Genomic DNA, 20,259 nt, shown 5'->3' with positions numbered 1-20,259 from the left:
TTTGGGCGTCATTCGTTGGCAAAGGCTTTTCCCTATAGGGGGCAGGTCACTTCAACCACTTGAAGAAAATGAAGAACGCGAGGAATAAGACTATCCATATGCCCACTTTCGCACGCAAAGAGCCAAGCACCATGGGTTTTTCCGCCCCCCAAAACTTCTTCAAACTTGCACTGAATTCGGTGTTGTAGTCCGCAAGCAGATTGTTAATGACCACTTGCTCGTCTAGAAGTACTTCCATGACGCTATGTCGCAACTCAAGTCGAGTACGCACTTGAATTTTTACACCGTGGGCGGTGAAAGTTGCGGTTTTGCCAAGAAGTGACCACTGATCTAGGACTAGTGAATCATCTACGTAGTAGCGCTCCGATCCTAGCCAATCGAGTTCTACTCGGCACTCGTGAATTCCATCGGACGCAGTAAACGGGAAGTGGAGGATTGGTGGTTTCATACGACCTAATGTTTAAGCTGAACCGCGAACTACCGGTTAGGGCTCTTTGCCGAGGCGTCTACAGACTGGAAGAAGCCAATCAGTCCTGTTCGGCTGTTCATCGTACCTCCTTGGAAGGCCAGTCCTGGATGTCCGCTGTCAGGCAATGAGTCTGGGCCAACCGGATTCCGCTTTGGGTCGCGGCCAGGCGATGGCAATCGACATGCCTGTGACTCCTGTCAGCCTGAACCTGACTTTCGTTCTGAGCCTACTGCCTCACAACAGTAGCTACAACAACGGTAGCTGCCAGCCCTTTTGGGAAAAGGGCTACAGGCCAAAAAGGCTTGTAACCCTCAGCAAAGTTCAGGCCTTCTTGACCGAGTTGCGCAGGCCCAGGGACACCAGGAAACCAGCCAGCAAAAAGGCAGCGCCCACGTAGAACGCGTAGGTGGAGGCATTGTCCGGGTAGTTGTCGCGCAGCCAGGCCACCAGTTGCGGGCCCACAATGCCGGCCGAGCCCCAGGTGGTCAGGATGGCGCCGTAGGCGGTGGCCATTTTCTTGGCGCCGAAGGTGTCCGACACAAAGGCCGGGATGGTGCCAAAACCGCCGCCATAACACAGCAGGATGTAACACACCAGCACCCCAAACACCCAGGGGCTTTGCACAAAACCCAGCGTCAGGAACGCGGCAAACTGGCTCAGCAACATGATGCGAAACGCGCTGACACGGCCCAGCTTGTCGGACAGGCTGCCCCAGGCAAAACGCCCGACTCCGTTAAACAGCGCGCTGAACGCAATCAACGTGGCGCCATAACTGGCCAGCTGCTCGGGTGTCAAGCTGGCGTCCTGGCGTTGCCACAACTCCTGCACCATGGGTGACTGAAAACCGATGAACATGATGCCCGCCACGGTGTTGCAGAACATCAGCAACCACATGGTGGCAAACCGGCGCGAGGTCAACAAAGCGCGGGTGCTGGCAAACTGCACCTCACCCTCGCCCGAGCCGTAACCACCGCCCTGGGTGCTGCCACTCGGTGGGTCTTGCAAGGCCCAGGCAATCGGTGTGGCCAGCAGCAAAAAGGCCACACCCAGCACCGCAAACACCAGCGGAAAGCTGTGATCCAACAGTTGCAGCAACATGGGTGCGATCAACTTGGACATGATCATGGCACCCAGGCCAAAACCCATGATGACCATGCCGGTAGCCAGGCCCTTTTTGTCCGGAAACCATTTGGCCACGGTGGCCACCGGGGGCACATAGGCCAGCCCGATGCCAGTGCCGCCAATCACGCCATAACCCAGGTACAAAAACGGCAAGGACTTGAAGTACAGCGCCAGTGCCCCCAACAGGTAACCACTGCCAAACAGCACAATGCCCAACACCGCCAGTTTGCGCGGGCCATAGACGGGCAACTTGTTGCCACCTACCGCAGCGCCCAGGCTCAAGAACAGGATGGTGGTGCTGAACACCCAGGCCACCTGGGTGTTGCTCCAGCCATAGGCCTCGATCAGCGGGTTTTGGAAATAACTCCAGGCGTAGACCGTGCCAATACACATCTGCAAAGCCGTGCCGAGCACGGCCATCCACCAACGGTTCATGCCATATCCTTGTTTTTTTGCGGTCCCAGGATGTCGGCCAAGTTGCCTTCCTGGTGAAAAGAGTCTTCGATCAGGTTCAGGATGTGTTGCAACAGGTCACGTGAATAAATCACGCCCAACGGGTGGCGGTAAGCATTGATCACCGGCAGGTGGCGAAAGCCACGTGTGCGGATGATCTGGATACATTCCTCCAGCGGGGTGTCTTCGGTCACAGCCACCGGGTTGGGGGTCAGCACCATGCTCACGGTGGTGCTTTCGGGGTCGCGACGGCGTGCGACCACACGCTGCAAGATGTCGCGCTCCGACAAGATGCCGACCAGGCGGTCGTTGTCCACCACCAGCAGCGCACCCAGATTGGCCTGCACCATGCGGTCAGCCGCTGTGAGCACGGTTTCATACGGTGTGACGGTGGTCAACCGCCGTTTCATCAATGCCGCAGCGGGCCCCAGCTTCATCGTCGTCATGGCTATCTTTCTAGACGTCCACCGTCAAGTTGTACTTGCGAAAAGTCTCCACCACCTCTTGCACCTGCGCGGCGCTGGGTGATGGTGTGTCCTTGAGTTCATAGTTAAAACCCATGCGCTCCCATTTGTACTCGCCCATCTTGTGGAACGGCAGGATTTCTACCTTTTCGATGTTGGTCATGGGCGCCAAAAACTGGGCCAGACCTTCCACATTGGCGGCCGAGTCAGTCACACCGGGCACCAGCACAAAACGGATCCAGGTCTTCTTGTTGATGCTGTTCAAGTACTCGGCAAAACGCAGCGAGGGTTCCCGCGGCACACCGGTCAGCCGGGTGTGGGTGTCGGGATCAAAGGCCTTGATGCACAACATCACCAGGTCCACGTGTTGCACCACGTCGGCGGCCACACTCTGGTGGGCAAAGCCCGAGGTATCGAGCGTGGTGTGGATGCCCAACTCCTGGCAGCGGCGAAACACCTCGCGGGTGAAGTCACGCTGGATCAGCGGTTCACCCCCGGTGAGGGTGACCCCACCGCCGGTGAACTTCATGTAAGACCTGTACTTGGTGATCTCTGACATCAGCGCGTCCACACTGATCTCACGCCCGTCACGCAGGGCCTGGGTGTCAGGGTTGTGGCAGTACAGGCAGCGCAGCGGGCAGCCCTGCGTGAACACCACAAATCGGATGCCCGGGCCGTCCACCATGCCACCACTCTCCAAAGAGTGGATTCGGCCGGTGAGCGGCGTGGATTCGGATGGCGCCAAGACGTTGGTCGCCATCCTGGCCCGCATATCGGCCAGATGGTGCGTCGACATCAACCGCCCCGCTTAGATACGCTCGTGCAGGGTGCGGTTGATCACATCCAACTGCTGTTCACGCGTGAGCTTGATGAAGTTGACCGCATAGCCCGAGATACGGATCGTGAGCTGCGGGTACTTCTCAGGGTGCTCCATCGCGTCCTTGAGGGTCTCCACATTGAACACGTTGACATTGATGTGGTGGCCACCATCGGTGAAGTAGGCGTCCAAAATGCCACACAGGTTGTCCACGCGCTCCTTGTCGAGTTTGCCCAGCGCTTTGGGAACGATCGAGAAGGTGTACGAAATGCCGTCAGCCGCGTACTCGTAGGGCAGCTTGGCCACCGAGGCCATCGAAGCCACCGCGCCGTTGTGATCCCGCCCGTGCATCGGGTTGGCACCCGGCGCAAAGGGTTCACCGGCCTTGCGACCGTCTGGCGTGTTGCCGGTGGCCTTGCCGTACACCACGTTGGAGGTGATGGTCAGGATCGACTGGGTCGGTTTGGCGTTGCGGTAGCAATCGTGTTTGCGGATTTCGGTCATGAAGCGAGTCATGATGTCCACCGCAATCTGGTCCACACGGTCGTCGTTGTTGCCGTACTGAGGGTATTCACCTTCAATCTCGTAGTCCACCGCCAAGCCCGCTTCGTTGCGGATGATCTTGACCTTGGCATATTTCATCGCCGAGAACGAGTCCGCCACCACCGACAGACCGGCCATACCGCAGGCCATGGTGCGCAGGATGTCGCGGTCGTGCAGCGCCATCTCCAGACGTTCGTAGCAATACTTGTCATGCATGTAATGGATGACGTTGAGCGTGTTGACGTACAGGCGAGCCAACCATTTCATGAACTGCTCGTAGCGGTACATCACCTCGTCGTAGTCCAGGTAGTCACCGGTAATCGGTGAGAACGGTGGGCCAACTTGCTCGCCGGATTTTTCGTCAATACCGCCGTTGATCGCGTACAACATGCACTTGGCCAAGTTGGCGCGGGCACCAAAGAACTGCATCTGCTTGCCAATCGTCATGGCCGAGACGCAGCAGGCAATGCCGTAGTCGTCGGTGTAGAGCGGGCGCATCAGATCGTCGTTTTCGTACTGCAACGAGCTGGTGTCGATAGACACCTTGGCGCAGTACTTCTTGAAATTGGCTGGCAGGCGCTCGGACCACAACACCGTCAGGTTTGGCTCCGGCGCGGCACCCAGGTTGTACAGGGTGTGCAGGAAGCGGTAGCTGGTCTTGGTGACCATCGGGATGCCGGCTTGCGACATACCGCCCAGGGCTTCGGTGACCCAGGTCGGGTCGCCCGAGAACAGCGCGTTGTATGCTGGCGGACGCAGGAAACGCACCATCCGCAATTTCATGACGAAATGGTCGATCAGCTCCTGTGCGGCCGACTCGGTGAGTTCACCGTTGACCAGATCGCGCTGGATGTAGATGTCCAGGAAGGTCGAAACCCGACCCAGCGACATGGCGGCACCGTCTTGTTCCTTGATCGCGCCCAGGTAGGCAAAATAGGTCCACTGAATGGCTTCACGGCCATTGCTGGCAGGCTCGCTGATGTCAAAACCATAACTCTTGGCCATGGTGATGAGTTCTTTGAGCGCGCGGATCTGCTCAGCGGTTTCTTCACGCTTCTGGATGGTGTCGCTGTCCATCACGTCAAAGTCGAGCGAGGTCAGCTGCGCTTGTTTGTCTTCAATCAGGCGGTTCACCCCGTACAGAGCCACGCGGCGGTAGTCACCGATGATGCGGCCGCGGCCATAAGCGTCGGGCAGGCCGGTGATGATGCCGGAACTGCGCACCGCCATCATCTTCTTGGTGTACGCATCGAACACGCCGTCGTTGTGGGTCTTGCGGTATTTGAAGACACGTGCGGTCTCAGGATCCATCTCGCGGCCATAAGCCTTGAGGGCGCTTTGCACCGTGCGGATGCCACCAAACGGCATGATGGCGCGTTTCAAAGGAGCATCAGTCTGCAGACCCACAATCTGCTCCAAACCTTTATTGATGTAACCGGGACCGGAGGCGTCAATGCCCGCGATCACTTTGGTTTCCACGTCCAGAATACCCTTCTGGATCTCTTCCTTCATGAGTTCCTTGACCTGGCCCCAGAGTTCGTCGGTACGTGGTGTGGTGGGTGCCAGGAAAGCGCTGTCGCCGGTGTAGGGCGTGAAGTTGTCCTGAATGAAGTCGCGCACATTGATCTCGCGCGTCCATTTGCCCTGTTTGAAGCCGTCCCACACAGACATTTTTTTGTCCGGGGTGCTCATTGCCAACTCTTTATCCACTGAACCCATCGTTAACTCCTTTTCAAGAAATTGAAGGTGTGAGATATCTGCCCGGCCACGAGAGCCCTGGGTGCTCCGCCTGAGCTGGCTGCTCGGCACGCGGAAAAAGACTGTATCACCGGGAGATCCAACGGCATTTTTATTTCACCGTATGAAGTTTATTGTCGCTTAATGGAAGTTTTACACAAGCCACCCCAAACCACGAAACCCAATTTCGCTTGATCAGGATCAATATTAATTAAAAAATAATTAACACTCCATGTCTGGTATGTCTGGCCCGACATCTTGTAACAGGCCACCAAGACCATACGACTTGTTGGGTCAGCATGTCCCCATGGTCAGCACCATTACTCGTGCCGCAGCGCCTCGATCGGGTCCATCCGCGCCGCACGCCGGGCCGGGAAATAGCCAAACAACACACCGATGCCCGCCGAAAAAACCAGCGCCAGCACATTGATGGCGACATCAAAGACATAGGGCACCGCCATGTAGAGTGACAGCCCATAAGACGCGGCGGTAGCAATCACCACACCAATGACGCCGCCAAGTGCCGACAGGACCACCGCTTCTATCAAAAATTGTAGCAACACCTCCCCTTCCAGTGCGCCCACAGCCAGGCGCAGGCCAATTTCACGGGTGCGCTCGGTGACACTCACCAGCATGATGTTCATGATGCCGATGCCACCCACCAACAGGCTCACAGCGGCCACCGCGCCCAGCAGGTTGGTCAACACCCCCATGGTGCTGGACAAGGTTTCGGCCAGTTGCTGGGTGTCAAAAATGTTGAAGTTGTCGTCGTCCCCCGTGGCCAGTTTGCGCCGCTCGCGCAGCAGCTGGCGCAGGCTGGCCTTCAGCGGAACACTGTCCGCGCCGTCCTGCATCGACACCGACAGGATGTCCACCTTGCGGCTACCGGTCACACGCCGCTGCAGCGTGTGCAAAGGCACCACCACGGCGTCGTCCTGATCACCCATGCCGCTCTGCCCTTTGGCTGCGAGGATGCCAATCACACTGCAGGAGAACTGCTTCACACGCAGTTGTTCACCCAGGCCGGTCAGACCCACCGTGCCACCAAATATTTCGCGCCGAACCGTTTCGCCAATCACACACACAGCGGCGCCACCGAGTTGCTCGTCAGGTGAAAAAGTTCGCCCAGCGGCCAGCTTCCAGTTGCCGGTGTTGAACCACGCGTTGGTGCTGCCGGTCACCGTGGTGACCCAGTTGCGGCCATTGCCCACCACCGTGACGCTGGCGCGGCCCTGGGGCGACACCGCCGCCACCCCGCCAATTTGGGACGCGATGGCCGCAGCATCACTCTCGGTGAAATGCGGCACTCCGCCAGCCGCACTGCCACCACCACCCGGTCCACGCTGGCCGGGCATGATCAGCAGCAAATTGGTGCCCAGGCCTGAGATCTGCGCCTGGATCGCGGCGGTGGCGCCGTTGCCCAGCGTGACCATGGTGATCACCGCGCTGACACCAATCACAATGCCCAGAATCGTCAGGAACGAGCGCAACATGTTGCGCTGTACCGAACGCAAGGCCAGTAAAAAAACGCTGTACAACATCAGGTGCTCTCGCTGGTGGCCAGATCAGCTGGGGCGGCGGTGACCGGGTTGGCATTCACCTCGTCCCGGGCCAGGCGGCCATCCAGAAAATGCACCATGCGCCTGGCATAAGCCGCCATGTCGGGTTCATGGGTGACCATCAGCACGGTGATGCCGTGGTCACGGTTGAGTGCCAGCAGCAGGCCCATGATCTCGTGGCTGCGCTGGGTGTCCAGGTTGCCGGTGGGCTCGTCGGCCAGCACCACCGCTGGCTCGGTGACGATGGCGCGTGCAATCGCCACCCGCTGCTGTTGGCCACCTGAGAGCTCAGCCGGGGTGTGGCGCTCCCAGCCCCCCAGGCCGACGGACTGCAAGGCCTTGGCTGCTGCCACCCGGCGTGTGCTGGCGCTGTCGCCACGGTACAGCAGAGGCAGCTCCACGTTTTCCTGCGCCGAGGTGCGCGCCAGCAGGTTGAAGCCCTGGAACACAAAACCCAGGTAACGGCGGCGCAGCCGCGCCCGCTGGTCACGCGTGAGTGACTCAACATGGGCACCCTTGAACAGATACTGGCCGCTGGTGGGGGTGTCCAGGCAACCCAGAATGTTCATGGCGGTGGACTTGCCTGAGCCGCTGGGGCCCATGATCGCGACGAACTCACCGGCGGTGATGTCCAGGTCGATACCTTTGAGCGCCAACAGCTCCGAGGCTCCGCTGCCGTAGCGTTTGGTGACAGCACTCAGCTGGATCAGTGCCGGGGCCGTCACTTGAGGGCCGTCTTCTGATCGGTGATCACCGCCATGCCGGCCACCAGCTCACCCCCGGTGATCTCGGTCATGTGACCATCGCTGATGCCCGGCGTCACCGCCACGGCCACCGGCACTCCGTCCTTGGGCAACACCCAGACTACTTTGGCCAAAGCGGTGCTGGCACCAGCGGCCGCTGATTTGCGGGTGTTGTTGCCCGGCATACGCGGTGTGAAGCTGGACATCACACCGCCTTTGGCCGCCTCTGGGCTGGCCGCCACCGTGGGGGTAAAGCGCAGTGCGGTGTTGGGCACCAGCAGCACGTTGGTGCGTTGTGTGGCGGTGATGGTGGCGGTCGCGGTCATGCCCGGGCGCAGGCTCAGGTCGGCGTTGTCCACATCCAGATAGGTCAGGTAGGTGACCACGTTGTCGGTGATGGTGGAGCCAAAGCCCACGCGGGTGATACGCGCCGGGAACTGGCGGCTCAGGTAGGCGCTGACGGTGAAGTTGGCGCTCTGCCCCAGTTTGACCGCGCTCACATCGGCCTCGTCCACATACACCCACAGGCGCAGTTTGCGCAGGTCCTCGGCCACGGTGAACAGGGTGACCGCCTGCAGCGAGGCAGCCACCGCGTTGCCGGGGTCCACCGTGCGCGTCAGCACCACACCATCGGCCGGGGAGCGGATCGAGGCTTTGGACAAATTGGTCTGGTCGGTGGACAACGCCGCCCGGGCGTCGCGTACACCGGCCTGGGCACTGGCGTCGTCTGCACGGGCGCGTTTCAGGGTGGCGCGGGCGCTGTCGAGTTCGGCTTTGGACGGCACCTTTCCGCCAGAGAGTTGCGCCACTTCTTCATACCGCCCCAGGCTGGCGGCGGCCTCGGCCACAGTGGCCTGGGTCTGCTCAACCTTGGCGCTGGCGGCCGACAGCGTGGCCTGGGAGCGCAGGATCTGGTCACCCAGTTTGGCGGTGTCGAGCACCAGCAGCACCTGGCCTTTCTTGATCTGGTCGTTGACATCGACATTGACCTTGAGCACCGTGCCCGAGAGTTCGCTGCCAATGTTGATGGAGCGGGTGGGTTGCAGGGTGCCGTTGGCGGTCACCGTGAGGGTCAGGTTGCCACGCCCAACGGTCTGGGTGTTGTAGACCGGCGCGGCGTTGGCGGCTTTGCGTGCCTGCCACCACCAGATGCCCCCCATCAACAACAGCAGCGCCAACACACCCGCCCACACCAGCGGGCGGCGGTACCAGGCCCGCTTGAGTGGTTCGTCCAACAAGGTGGCCGGGTCCACCTCGGCACCGGGCTCCGCTGGGTTGGCGCCAGGCGGCTTGGCGGCGCCAGCAGGAGGTGGCGTTGCAGGGATGGGGAGCTTCGGATCGGTCATGACGGTGGTGTTTGGGTGAGATGGAAGGCGGGTGCGGCTGTGGTTTCCAGGCTGTCGGGCAACCAGCCGCCGCCCAACGCCTTGTACAGACGCACATGGTCAGCACTGACCGTGGCGCGGGCCACGGCCAGACTGTCCTGGGTAGCCAGGCGGGTGCGCTGGGTCTCCAGTACCGTTTGAAAATCCACCAGCCCACTGCTGTAACGCTGGTTGGCCAGGCTGGCAGCGATGTCCGCGGCCGCAAAAGCGTTCTGCAGGCGCAACTGGCGTTGCTGGTCACCCTGCAGCGCCACCAGGGCGTCTTCCACCTCGGTCAAGGCGGTCAACACTGTGGCCTGGTAACTGGTGTTGGCCTGGGCCAGCGCCGCTTGTTGTGCCCGCAGTTGGGCCCGGCTTGCGCCCCCATCAAACACCGGCCACGACAGAGTGGCCAACACGGCGGCGGCCACCGAGGCACCATCGGTCAGCGCGCTCATCGTCAGCGCACTCAGTCCCAGCGAGCCACCCAGCGTGAAGCTGGGCAGACGTGCCGCGTCGGCCTGGTTCACACGGGCGGCAGCGGCAGTCACCTGGAACTCAGCGGCAGACACATCACTGCGTTGGCGCAAGGTGTCTGCCGGGAAAGCCAGGGCCAGGTCATCCGGCGCCAACGGCAACGGGCCGACGGCGGCCAATACCGTTGACAGCGCAGCTGGCGGTTGCCCAGTAAGCACAGCCAGTGCATGGCGGCTTTGTTCAAGGGTGGTTTGCAGGCTGGGGATCTGGGCGGCGGTCTGTTCCATCAAAGCACGGGCCTGCTCGGCTTCGAGCGAAGTGACCAGCCCGGCCTGCAGCCGCCAGCGGGTGAGTTGCAGGGTTTCCTGCTGGCTGGCCAGGTTGGCCTGGGCGATGGCCAGACGCTCCTGGGCGCTGCGCAGGGCCAGGTAGTCCAGCGCCACCTCGGCAGCGGTTGACACCTGCACCTGACCGAGGCTGGCGGCGCTGGCCAAGGCGGTGGCATCCAGGGCCTTGACCGCGCTGCGGTTGGCACCAAACACATCCAGCTCCCAGCTGGCGTCGAGTCCAAGCTGGAAGGTACTGCTGGTGACATCCACGCTGCGGCCACGCCGGGCCGACACCGAGCTGCCCAGTGTGGGCCACAAGGCTGCGCCGGCCACATCACGCAGGGCACGGGCCTGTTGCAGCGCCGCCTGGGCACCGCGCACGCTGGTGTTGGCGGCCAACGCTTGTTGGATCAGTTGGCTCAGCAACGGGTCATCAAAACGTTGCCACCAGTCGGCCAGTGTGTTGGGAGCCAGATCGGATGTGATGACTTGCCCAGCGGCGCCAGACCAGGCTGCTGGCAACTCAAAACCCAGCGGATCGACTGCGGGTGTGTGCACCGAGGCACAGCCGTACACAACCCATGGCAGCAGTCCAACCCACAGTCGCCGTGACCACGGCGTAGCCTGGGTCGAGTGGTGCCAGGCCCAGCAGACCAGAGTTTGAGGGCTTTCAGGCCTGTAGCCCTTATGGAATCTAGTCATAAAACTATCAATTCAGCAGCAAACAGCCAACTGAACCGTCGGCAAAAAACGCTCGGCGCGGGCGGCAGCAATGACGTCTGCTGCGGCAGTCGCCATCTGGTCTGCGGGCAAGGCGTCCTGCAGCCAGCGGTTGGGCCGTGCAAACCAGCTGGCCACCTGCCAGTCGTCATACAGCCCCACCAGCTCCGCCAACACCTCGGCCAGACCACTCTGGCGGCTCATGTCGGCACGTTGGAACTGGAACACCGGCAACCAGATGCGCGACAGCCACTCGAAACTGAGCACCTGGCGGTGTAGCACCCAGCCCGCCAGGGTGTGTACATCGGTGCCACTGTGCGGCCTGCAACGGGCGGCCACATCTGGCGCACGCAACAAACCACCGCTGTGGCGGTAGGCTTTGAGCATGTCCATGAACTGCTGGTCAGACGCGGTTGGCAAGGTCAGCGGCGGTGCCAGAGGCGTTCCGACTGAAACCAGTCGAGGCACCTTGCGGTAGCCCATCTGTGCCTGGGTTGCGACCTTGTCCAGTTCAGCCATGCTGCTCTCCCATAGAAGAGCCTGACCTTAGTGAGGCGGTGTGGGGAGGTCTGTACGCTGGGCAACACAGGCGCATCAGCATCCCGGATCGCTTCAATAAACATAGCAACAAGCCCTTTTTACAAAAGGGCCATCTGCCAGTCTGTTACATACCATCTGGACAATATCCAGTGGCGCCCGGCACCCCGGGTGCAGCAGTGTTCGGCAGCGCACAGACCCCAGCCGCAGTGCTGGGCACACTCCAGCCCAAGACCTCCCAAGCCCTTGACGGCGCACCCCAGCGGCGCGACGTCATCCGTCCAACATAACCCAGGGCCTCAGCATGATCCACTTCACTTACCCAGCCCAAGGCTGGAGCACCGCCTCCAATGGCCTCGTTGCCGACACCTCACCGGGTGAACTGGAGGCGCTGGGCGAACACCTGGACAGCTGCCAGAACAAACACCGGCATTTGCTCAGCCTGCACTGTGCCGCACAGAAGCTGCGCGGTTTCATGGCTGCACGTTTTGTCACCACAGTGGTCTTGGTGGTCGTTTTTCTGGGCGTGAACATCTGGTTGTTCTAGGTCAGCGCCATGGTGCGCAATACCTTGCCCACGCTGCTGCCGGGCGCGCCAGCGGCGCTGTGCCAATTGCTCGACAGCGCCCGCGGACCGATCCAGGTCCCGATTCGCTCCGAGATCTTTGGCCCACAACGCTTTGCCCAGCATGGCCGCAGCCTGGCCGAGACCCACCGGGCGGCACGCGCCACGGCAGGCTCGGCACGGTTTTTCCCGCGCATCCAGGCCAATGTGGTGGCCCTGCGCGAAGCCCACCAGTACCTCGGAACGCTGGCCAGCACCGGGTACGACATCAGCCCGGCCGCCGAATGGCTGCTGGACAACTTTCACCTGGTTGAAGCCCAGATCAAGGAGATCCGCGAGGGTCTGCCACGCAGCTACTACCGCGAGCTGCCACTGCTGCAGGACGAGCCGCTGGCCGGCCTGCCCCGCATCTACGGCGTGGCCTGGGCCTTTGTGGCCCACACCGACGGCGCCTTTGACGAGTCCCTGCTGGTCGAGTACCTGTGTGCCTACGAAGAGGTGCGCCAGCTCAACCTGAGCGAGATGTGGGCACTGCCCACCACCTTGCGGGTGGTGCTGCTGGAAAACCTGCGCCGCCTGGCCGAGAGCATCGCCACCCACAAGGCCGCGCGCGAAGCCGCCAACCTGTGTTTTGATGCCATCGACAAGCTGTCTGTGGAGGCACTCAATGACCTGTTGGCCCAGCTCAACACACGCGGTGTGGGCCGGGTGTTTCTGCTGCAGATGGCACAGCGCCTGCAAGACCAGCGCATTGGCCGCCTCGGCAACGAGCAGGCCAACATCCATGCGTGGCTCAACAACGCCCTGCCCGATTTGGCCAGCCTGCAAGCCCAGCAAGGGGCCGACCAGGCCGCCGACAACCTGAGTGTCAGCAACGCCATCACCTCACTGCGCGCCATTGGTGACGCCGACTGGCCCGACATCATTGCCCGCACCAGCGCACTCATGCGCCTGATGCTGACGCAGCCGGTATTTGCCTTGGAGGACAACACCACCCGCGACCAGAGCCTGCACGCCGTCGAGCAGCTGGCGCGGCGCAGCGGCAAGAGCGAAGTGCAGGTGGCGCAACAGCTGCTGGCCCAGATGGCTGGCGCGGGTGACCTGCACCCGCCCGGCGCGGTGGCCATGCACTGGCTGCTAGGCACTGGCCAACCCCAGCTGCTGCAAGCCCTGGGGCTGAGCGACTGGCGGGCCCGGGCCTGGCTGCTGGTGACACGCCACCTAGCGCTGCCGCTGTATCTGGGCACCCTGCTGCTGGTGCTGGGTGGACTGCTGTGGCTGCTGTTGCGCCACCACCTGAGCACCCCCGACTGGGGCCTGCTGCTGGTGGCGCTGCTGGCCTTGTTTCCGGCGTCCGAGGCGGTGGTGGCGGTCATCAACCGGCTGATCAGCGAGCTGGTGCGTCCGCAACACCTGCCGCGCTTGGCGCTCGCTGACGGCATACCGGCGGCACACCGGGTGCTGGTGGTGATTCCGGCCATGCTCAGCAGCCCGGGGGCAGCCACCGAACTCGCACACCGGCTGCACCTGCATTACCTGGCCAACCCCGAGCCACAGGCGCAGTTTGCGCTGCTGACCGACTGGCTCGATGCCGACAGCGAGCACACAGCCGCCGATGATGACACCCTAGCCAGCGCGCTGGCGCAGATCCAGGCACTCAACACCCGACACCCGCCCGAGGTGAATGGCACCGGTGCGCCACGTTTTATCCTGTTGCACCGCGAACGCCAGTTTTGCCAGACCGAACAGCGCTGGATTGGCTGGGAACGCAAACGTGGCAAGCTCGAGCTGCTGATCAGCGCGCTGGCCACCGGCAATAGCAACGCCTTTCTGGACCTGGGCGAGACCTCGCGCCTGGCCACCGGGGTGGCCTATGTGCTCACCCTGGACAGCGACACCCAGCTGCCACCGGGTCGCCTGCGCGAGCTGGTTGGGGTGGCAGCGCACCCGCACAACCAGCCGCAGCTCGATGCCAGCGGCCAACGTGTCGTCGCGGGCTACGGCATCCTGCAGCCGCGTGTGGCCACACCGCTGCCCGATTTGAGCGAGTTCACGCGTTACCACTGGTTATTTGCCGGCCAGTGTGGTCTGGACCCGTACAGCGCGGCCAGCTCCGAGGTCTACCAGGATGTGTTTTCCGAGGGCACCTTCACCGGCAAGGGCCTGCTGCATGTCCACGCGGTGCATGCGGTGCTGGCGGGCCGCCTGCCCGAGGGCCAGGTGCTCAGCCACGACCTGATCGAGGGCTCGATCGCCCGCTGCGCGGCGGTAACCGACATCTCGGTGATTGAAGAGGCCCCCTTCCATGCCGACGTGGCGGCCTCGCGGGTGAACCGCTGGACGCGTGGCGACTGGCAGCTGCTGCCGATCATGCTGCACCCCGGGCGCTATGGCCTGCGGCCGATCCACCTCTGGAAAATGACCGACAACCTGCGCCGCTCTCTGGTGGCGCCGATGTCGCTCGGGCTGCTGCTGCTCTCGCTCGCGGGTGCGGGCCTGTCACCCTGGGTGGCACTGCTGCTGGTGCTGGCGGCGTTTTCCGCCGGGCCACTGATGGGCGCCCTGGCCGGTCTGTCTCCCAGCCGCGACGACATTGCCAAACGACACTTTTACCGCGAGGCCCTGATTGACCTGGCGCGTGCGCTGCTCAGCGGCCTGTGGCTGCTGGCCGAACTGTTGCAGCAGTCGCTGGCCAGCCTGGACGCGATTGGCCGGGCGCTGTATCGCACCCTGGTGAGCCGACGCCATTTGTTGCAGTGGACCACCGCCGCCTCGGCGCAAGCCCAGGCCAAGTCCTCCCTGGCCGATGTGACACGCCAGCATTGGCGCGAGCCGTTGGTTGCGGCACTGCTGCTGTTGATGCTTCTTTTAGGCCCCCAGCCCTTATCCGTAATGGGCATCGTGCTATGTATTTTGTGGGGCGCTGCGCCGCTGTGGACCTGGTGGGTGAGCCGGGTGAGCCCACTGCTCAAAGAAGAACAACTGCCACTGGCCGACCAGGCCTACCTGCACGGTGTGGCGCGCGACACCTGGCGCTTGTTTGAGCGCTGTGTCGGCCCGGATGACCACCACCTGCCACCCGACAACCTGCAGGTGCTGCCACACGATATGGTGGCACACCGCACCTCACCGACCAACATCGGCATGTACCTGCTCAGTACCGCCTGCGCCCGCCAATTTGGCTGGATCGGCACCCAGGAGCTGCTGAGCCGACTGGACGCCACCCTGGCCACCCTGCAAGGCATGGAGCGTTACCAGGGCCATTTCATGAACTGGTACGACACCCAGACTGCCCTGCCCATGTTGCCGATGTATGTCTCCACGGTGGACAGTGGCAACCTGTGCGGCCACCTGCTGGCGGTGGCCCAGGCGTGCCTGGAATTTGCCGAGGCGCCCGACGACGCCACCGCCAGCCAGGTGGCCTTACAAGCCGCCCGGGCCCGGATCAAACCGCTGTTAAAACAGCGCCAGCAGTTGTCGACCAGCGCCCGCGACGAACTCAAATGGTTGCTGGCCGACCACCGGGCCACCCGGCGCTCGGCCCAGCTCGACGCGCTGGCGCCAGATACCGAACACACGCGCCAGCGGCTGCTGGCCATGGCCCATAACCTCAAAACCCTGGCCTGGCAGGCGGACTTCCGCTTTTTGTACTCCAGCAAACGCCACCTGCTGCACATTGGTTACCGCGTGGCCGAGCACCAGCTTGACACCAGTTTTTACGACCTGCTGGCGTCTGAATCGCGCCTGACCAGCCTGCTCGGTGTGGCCCGGGGCGATCTGCCGGTGCGGCATTGGGCGCACCTGGGGCGCACCTTTTTTGCGCGTGGCGCCGACGCTGGCCTGCGCTCCTGGACCGGCTCGATGTTCGAGTACCTGATGCCCAGCCTGGTGCTCAAGGAACCACGCGGCAGCGTGCTGTTGGCCGCCTGCCACACCGCGCTGCGCGAGCAGATGGCTTTTGCCAAAACGCTGGGGCTGCCCTGGGGCGTGTCCGAGTCGGCTTATGCAGCCAGCGACTACACCCTGGCCTACCAGTACGCACCACAAGGTGTGCCCCGGCTGGCATTGCGCCGCACCCCCCCCGACGAGCTGGTGGTGGCGCCCTATGCCACCGCGCTGGCGACCATGCTGGCACCGCATCTGGCGCGCAAAAATTTCGCCACGCTGGAGCAGCTCGGTGCCCGTGGCCGCTACGGCTTCATCGAGGCGCTGGACTACACGGTGGCGCGGCGCGTGGGCAACGAACCCTTTGTGCCGGTAGCCACCTTCATGGCCCACCACCAGGGCATGACCATCGTCGCGCTGGTCAATGTCTTGCTGCAGGGTGCCGCGCAGCGCTGGGGCATGGCCAACGCCCACCTGCAGGCGGTGTCTTCACTCTTGCACGAGCGTATTCCGCGTGAAATCTCCGGCCTGTACGCACCACCGGCCAACCTGCGCCGCCAGGCGCAACGCCGCCTCAGCCAAGGCCTGCTGCGCGAGGTCTTGCCCGGCAGCAGCGCGGTGGAGCCCACCCAGCTGTTGTCCAACGGGCGCTACAGTGTGTTGCTGCGTGCCAATGGCGCGGGCAGCAGCAGCTTTGAGCAGATTGGCATCAACCGCAGCCGCGATGACGCGCTGCGTGATGACCGGGGCAGCTTTTTTTACCTGCGCCGAGGGCCCAAAACACCGCTGTATTCACTGACCCAGCATCCGGCACCCGACCCGGCGGCGCACTACAGCAGCGCCTTCCACGCCGACCGCATGTGTTTTGACAGCGACTGGGACGACCTGCAGGCCCACATGACGGTCTGGGTCAGCCCCGAGGACGACATCGAGTTCCGCCAGGTGGAGTTGCACAACCTCGGTGATGCGCCGCTGGACATCGAATTGCTGTCGGCGTTTGAGGTGGCGCTCTCGGACGCGCGTGCCGACGAGGCGCACCCGGCGTTCAGCAACCTGTTTGTCAGCGCCCAATGGGTGGCCTCGCACCAGGCACTGCTGCTGGAGCGCAAACCACGCCTGGCCACCGAGCAAGGCCTGCGTTTGGCGCACTTTCTGACCGACAGCAGCACCCCGCTGCGCCAGGTACGCTTGAGCACCAGCCGCCACAGCTGGCAGGGCCGCAACCGCGCCAGCAGCCAGCCACTGGCTCAGCTGGCGCTGGCACCTGGTGGGGCGACCGAGCAGGCGATTGTTCTGGACACCGGCCTGGACCCCGTGTGTGCACTCTCCGCCCGCTTATTCATTGCGCCGGGGGCCAAGGCGCGGCTGACCTTTGCCACTGCCGTCTCCAACAACCCCGACACCCTGCGTGCGGTGATCGACAAATACCGCCAAAGCAGCAACGTGCAACGTGCCTCGCTGATGTCGGCCACGCTGACGGGCATCCGGCTGCGCAGCCTGCGCATCAGTGCCGAGAACTTCAGCACCCTGCAGACCCTGACCAGTCTGCTGGTGTTGAGCCAGCGCCGACCCCACGCCCGCGCCGTGCGCCCGCTCAGTGCCGCCACCGAGGTGTGTGACCGCCGTCTGCTTTGGCGCTTTGACGTCTCGGGCGACCGCCCGATCATCCTGGTGCTGGTCAGCGTGGTGCCGGGTTTGGGCCTGATCCGCTCCCTGGTGCAGTTGCTGAGCCTGTGGTTGTGGGGCAATGTGGCCTGCGACCTGGTGGTGATCAACGCCGAACCGGCCTCCTACCTGATGACGCTGGACCATGAGCTTGCGGCGCTGCGTGACCGCTTTACAGCCGACGCCAGTGCCAAGCCCGGGCCGGTCAGCACCCGGCTGCACCTGTTGCGCGCCGACGACCTGAGCCACGCCGAACTCAACACCCTGCACAGCCTGGCCCGCTGGGTGGTACGCGCCGATGGCCGCCCGCTGACCCACCACATGCAGGACTGGATGGCGCTGCAAGAGGCCGCCCTGACGCACCGGCAACACACCGCCACCACCGCGCTGAAGCTGAGCCCTCCCGTCGGCGCCGAACCCAGCAGCGGTGTCTTTGCACCAGACTCGGGCGAGTTCAGCTTTGCCGTGTCGGCGCAGTTGCGTCCGCCCAAACCCTGGATCAATGTGCTGGCCAACCCCGACTTTGGTGCCCACCTGTCCGAGGCCGGTGGGGGTTACACCTGGGCCCTCAACAGCCGGCTCAACCAGCTCACCGGCTGGTCCAACGACGCCTTGTCGGACCCGCCCTCAGAGTGGTTTTTGCTGCAGAACAGCCACACCCGGGAACTCTGGTCGGTGTCACCCGGCGCCGGTGTGAACCCGGGCTTGAGTTACCGCGTCAGCCACGGCCAAGGTTTCACCCGCATAGAGCACCAACAGGGTGAGCTGAAAGTCACCGCGACATGGTGTGTGGATGCCCTCAGCTCGATCAAACAGGTGCAGATCAGCCTGCACAACCACGGCAACAAAACCCTGCAGCTGCGCCTGATTGGACTGGTCGAGTGGCTGATGGGTGCCAACCGCAGCGACCGCAGCACCGTGCGCAGCAGCCTGCTGCGCCACCAAGGCCACACGGCCCTGCTGGCCACACAACGCGAATGCGCGGCCGGGTTTGGCCAGGGCACTGCCTTTTTGAGCCTGGGCCACAGCGCTGCCGCCAGCGAGGACTGGACCTGTGACCGCAGCGAATTTTTTGACGCCCGTGGTCGCCTGGTGGTGCCTGACTTTATGGGCCAAGGTTGCGGCGACGGGCTGGACCCGTGTGCCGCGTTGTCCACCCACATCAGCCTGCAGGCCGGGCAGTCCACCCAGTGCAGTTTCCTGCTCGGTTTTGCGCCCAGCGCCGAGCAGATCGGCCCGCTGCTGGACCTGGCGCTGGCCACATCAGCCAATGAGCGGCTTCTCCAGGCGCGCTCAGGATGGGACAGCCTGCTGGGTGCCACCACCGTCAAGACGCCCGACCCGCTGCTCGATGCGCTGGTGAACCGCTGGCTGCTGTACCAGGCGGTGTCGTGCCGCTTATGGGCCAAATCGGGCTTTTACCAGGCCGGTGGCGCCACCGGTTTTCGCGACCAGCTGCAAGATGCCATGGCGCTGGCCTGGGCCGCACCGAAGATGCTTCGATCACAAATTGTGTTGCATGCCTCGCGCCAGTTTGTGCAGGGTGACGTGCAGCACTGGTGGCACGCCCCCACCGGGGTCGGTGTACGCACCCATTTCTCGGACGACCGGCTGTGGCTGGTGCTGGCCTGTTGCCACTACCTGCAGGCCACAGGCGACACCAGCTTGCTCGATGAGCTGATGCCGTTTCTGGAAGGCATGGCCATCCCGGCCGGGGCCGAGGATGCGTATTACCAGCCCACGGTGAGCGGCCAGACCGCCTCGGTGTATGAACACGCGGCACGCGCCATTGACCGCAGCCTGACGCTGGGCAGCCACGGTCTGCCGCTGATGGGCAGCGGTGACTGGAACGACGGCATGAACCGGGTGGGCATTGAGGGCCGAGGTGAGTCGGTCTGGCTGGGCTGGTTTGTTTGCCGCCTGATCGGCGACTTTGCACCGCTGGCGCAGGCACGTGGTGACACCCAGCGGGCCGCACGCTGGCTGGTGGTGGCGCAAACCATCCAGACCGCGCTGACCAGCACCGCCTGGGACGGTGCCTGGTTCAAACGCGCCTTCTTTGACGACGGCCAGCCGTTGGGTTCACATACCAACACCCAGGGCCGCATCGACCTGATTGCCCAGGCCTGGTCGGTGCTGTCGCGCGCCGCCCCCGCAGCGCTGGCACAACAGGCGATGGGCGCGGTGGAAACCCATCTGGTGGACCTGGACGCCGGTCTGATCAAGCTGCTGGACCCACCGCTCACCGACGCACAACCGAGTGCGGGTTACATCCAGGCCTACCCACCGGGCGTTCGCGAAAACGGTGGCCAGTACAACCATGCGGGTATCTGGGCTCTGATGGCGCAGGCGCAAAGTGAGGCTGGGGGTGATGCCGCCTACCGCTATTTCACCTACCTGAGCCCGGCCCACCGCGCCAGCCACCCGACACGTGGCCCGGTCTATGGCCTGGAACCCTATGTGATGGCAGCGGATGTCTACAGCCAGCCGCCCTATGTTGGGCATGGCGGCTGGAGCTGGTATACGGGAGCTGCGGCCTGGATGCACCGCGCGGTGATCGAGTCGATGTTTGGCCTGACACAAGGCGCCCACTCACTGAGCCTGAGGCCGCAGCTGCCCAGCCACTGGCCGCAGGCCGAGATCACGCTGGAGCGCGACGGGCGCCGCATGCGTTTTGTGTTGATGCGCACCACCCCCGAGGCCGCGCAACAGGCGGCCACAGAGTGGGGGGCCAACCTGCTGGTGCCCGGTCAAAACGTGTCTTGGCAGGCCTTGCCAGCCCAATCCTGCTTTGTTTTGGCCTTGTGAGG

At 63.3% G+C, this 20,259-nt stretch carries 12 protein-coding genes; 2 read left to right on the top strand and 10 right to left on the bottom strand.

Annotated elements, in window-relative coordinates:
• Nucleotides 1-46 precede the first annotated feature (46 nt).
• The 10 genes from KKO72_RS11795 to KKO72_RS11750 form a co-directional block, all read right to left on the bottom strand.
• Nucleotides 47-448: a hypothetical protein gene (locus KKO72_RS11795; protein WP_214938456.1), complete on the bottom strand. Its 402-nt coding sequence runs from the start codon at nt 446-448 to the stop codon at nt 47-49.
• Nucleotides 449-790: 342 nt separating this feature from the next.
• Nucleotides 791-2,026 (bottom strand): OFA family MFS transporter, encoded by a 1,236-nt coding sequence (locus KKO72_RS11790; protein ID WP_214938454.1) that lies wholly within the window; start codon nt 2,024-2,026, stop codon nt 791-793.
• The gene (locus KKO72_RS11785) at nt 2,023-2,490 is read right to left on the bottom strand and encodes a cyclic nucleotide-binding/CBS domain-containing protein (RefSeq protein ID WP_214938452.1); all 468 of its coding nucleotides are present in this window, start codon (nt 2,488-2,490) and stop codon (nt 2,023-2,025) included. The genes KKO72_RS11790 and KKO72_RS11785 overlap by 4 nt, the downstream gene beginning before the upstream one ends.
• A 10-nt stretch (nt 2,491-2,500) precedes the next feature.
• Nucleotides 2,501-3,304, bottom strand: a complete 804-nt coding sequence (gene pflA, locus KKO72_RS11780) for a pyruvate formate-lyase-activating protein (protein ID WP_214938450.1) — start codon at nt 3,302-3,304, stop codon at nt 2,501-2,503.
• Between the two features lie 12 nt (nt 3,305-3,316).
• Nucleotides 3,317-5,560 (bottom strand): formate C-acetyltransferase, encoded by a 2,244-nt coding sequence (gene pflB / locus KKO72_RS11775; protein ID WP_371736873.1) that lies wholly within the window; start codon nt 5,558-5,560, stop codon nt 3,317-3,319.
• Between the two features lie 365 nt (nt 5,561-5,925).
• Nucleotides 5,926-7,146 carry an ABC transporter permease gene (locus tag KKO72_RS11770; protein ID WP_214938448.1) on the bottom strand — a complete coding sequence of 407 codons (1,221 nt, stop codon included), beginning with the start codon at nt 7,144-7,146 and terminating at the stop codon, nt 5,926-5,928.
• On the bottom strand, nt 7,146-7,889 hold the full coding sequence (locus KKO72_RS11765; RefSeq protein WP_214938446.1) for an ABC transporter ATP-binding protein: 744 nt from the start codon (nt 7,887-7,889) through the stop codon (nt 7,146-7,148). The genes KKO72_RS11770 and KKO72_RS11765 overlap by 1 nt, the downstream gene beginning before the upstream one ends.
• The gene (locus KKO72_RS11760) at nt 7,886-9,253 is read right to left on the bottom strand and encodes an efflux RND transporter periplasmic adaptor subunit (protein WP_214938445.1); all 1,368 of its coding nucleotides are present in this window, start codon (nt 9,251-9,253) and stop codon (nt 7,886-7,888) included. The genes KKO72_RS11765 and KKO72_RS11760 overlap by 4 nt, the downstream gene beginning before the upstream one ends.
• On the bottom strand, nt 9,250-10,635 hold the full coding sequence (locus KKO72_RS11755; RefSeq protein ID WP_371736872.1) for an efflux transporter outer membrane subunit: 1,386 nt from the start codon (nt 10,633-10,635) through the stop codon (nt 9,250-9,252). Before KKO72_RS11755 ends, KKO72_RS11760 begins: the two co-directional genes overlap by 4 nt.
• Nucleotides 10,636-10,791: 156 nt before the next feature.
• The gene (locus KKO72_RS11750; RefSeq protein WP_214938441.1) at nt 10,792-11,316 is read right to left on the bottom strand and encodes a hypothetical protein; all 525 of its coding nucleotides are present in this window, start codon (nt 11,314-11,316) and stop codon (nt 10,792-10,794) included.
• Nucleotides 11,317-11,638: 322 nt separating this feature from the next.
• Between KKO72_RS11750 and KKO72_RS11745 the strand changes: the two genes are divergently transcribed.
• Nucleotides 11,639-11,881, top strand: coding sequence for a hypothetical protein (locus KKO72_RS11745; protein ID WP_214938439.1), 243 nt, complete (start codon nt 11,639-11,641; stop codon nt 11,879-11,881).
• 9 nt (nt 11,882-11,890) lie between these two features.
• On the top strand, nt 11,891-20,257 hold the full coding sequence (locus tag KKO72_RS11740; protein ID WP_214938437.1) for a GH36-type glycosyl hydrolase domain-containing protein: 8,367 nt from the start codon (nt 11,891-11,893) through the stop codon (nt 20,255-20,257).
• Nucleotides 20,258-20,259 lie beyond the last annotated feature (2 nt).

Source organism: Rhodoferax sp. U11-2br (assembly GCF_018619435.1).
GTDB lineage: Bacteria > Pseudomonadota > Gammaproteobacteria > Burkholderiales > Burkholderiaceae_C > Rhodoferax.
The sequence above is the reverse complement of the archived record's forward strand: the minus strand, read 5'-3'. Positions and strand labels throughout refer to the sequence as shown.

Coding starts and splice junctions, on each gene's coding strand:
- KKO72_RS11795 (WP_214938456.1), bottom strand. CDS start 448: ATGAAACCACCAATCCTCCACTTCCCGTTTACTGCGTCCGATGGAATT.
- KKO72_RS11790 (WP_214938454.1), bottom strand. CDS start 2,026: ATGAACCGTTGGTGGATGGCCGTGCTCGGCACGGCTTTGCAGATGTGT.
- KKO72_RS11785 (WP_214938452.1), bottom strand. CDS start 2,490: ATGACGACGATGAAGCTGGGGCCCGCTGCGGCATTGATGAAACGGCGG.
- pflA (WP_214938450.1), bottom strand. CDS start 3,304: ATGTCGACGCACCATCTGGCCGATATGCGGGCCAGGATGGCGACCAAC.
- pflB (WP_371736873.1), bottom strand. CDS start 5,560: ATGAGCACCCCGGACAAAAAAATGTCTGTGTGGGACGGCTTCAAACAG.
- KKO72_RS11770 (WP_214938448.1), bottom strand. CDS start 7,146: ATGTTGTACAGCGTTTTTTTACTGGCCTTGCGTTCGGTACAGCGCAAC.
- KKO72_RS11760 (WP_214938445.1), bottom strand. CDS start 9,253: ATGACCGATCCGAAGCTCCCCATCCCTGCAACGCCACCTCCTGCTGGC.
- KKO72_RS11750 (WP_214938441.1), bottom strand. CDS start 11,316: ATGGCTGAACTGGACAAGGTCGCAACCCAGGCACAGATGGGCTACCGC.
- KKO72_RS11745 (WP_214938439.1), top strand. CDS start 11,639: ATGATCCACTTCACTTACCCAGCCCAAGGCTGGAGCACCGCCTCCAAT.
- KKO72_RS11740 (WP_214938437.1), top strand. CDS start 11,891: ATGGTGCGCAATACCTTGCCCACGCTGCTGCCGGGCGCGCCAGCGGCG.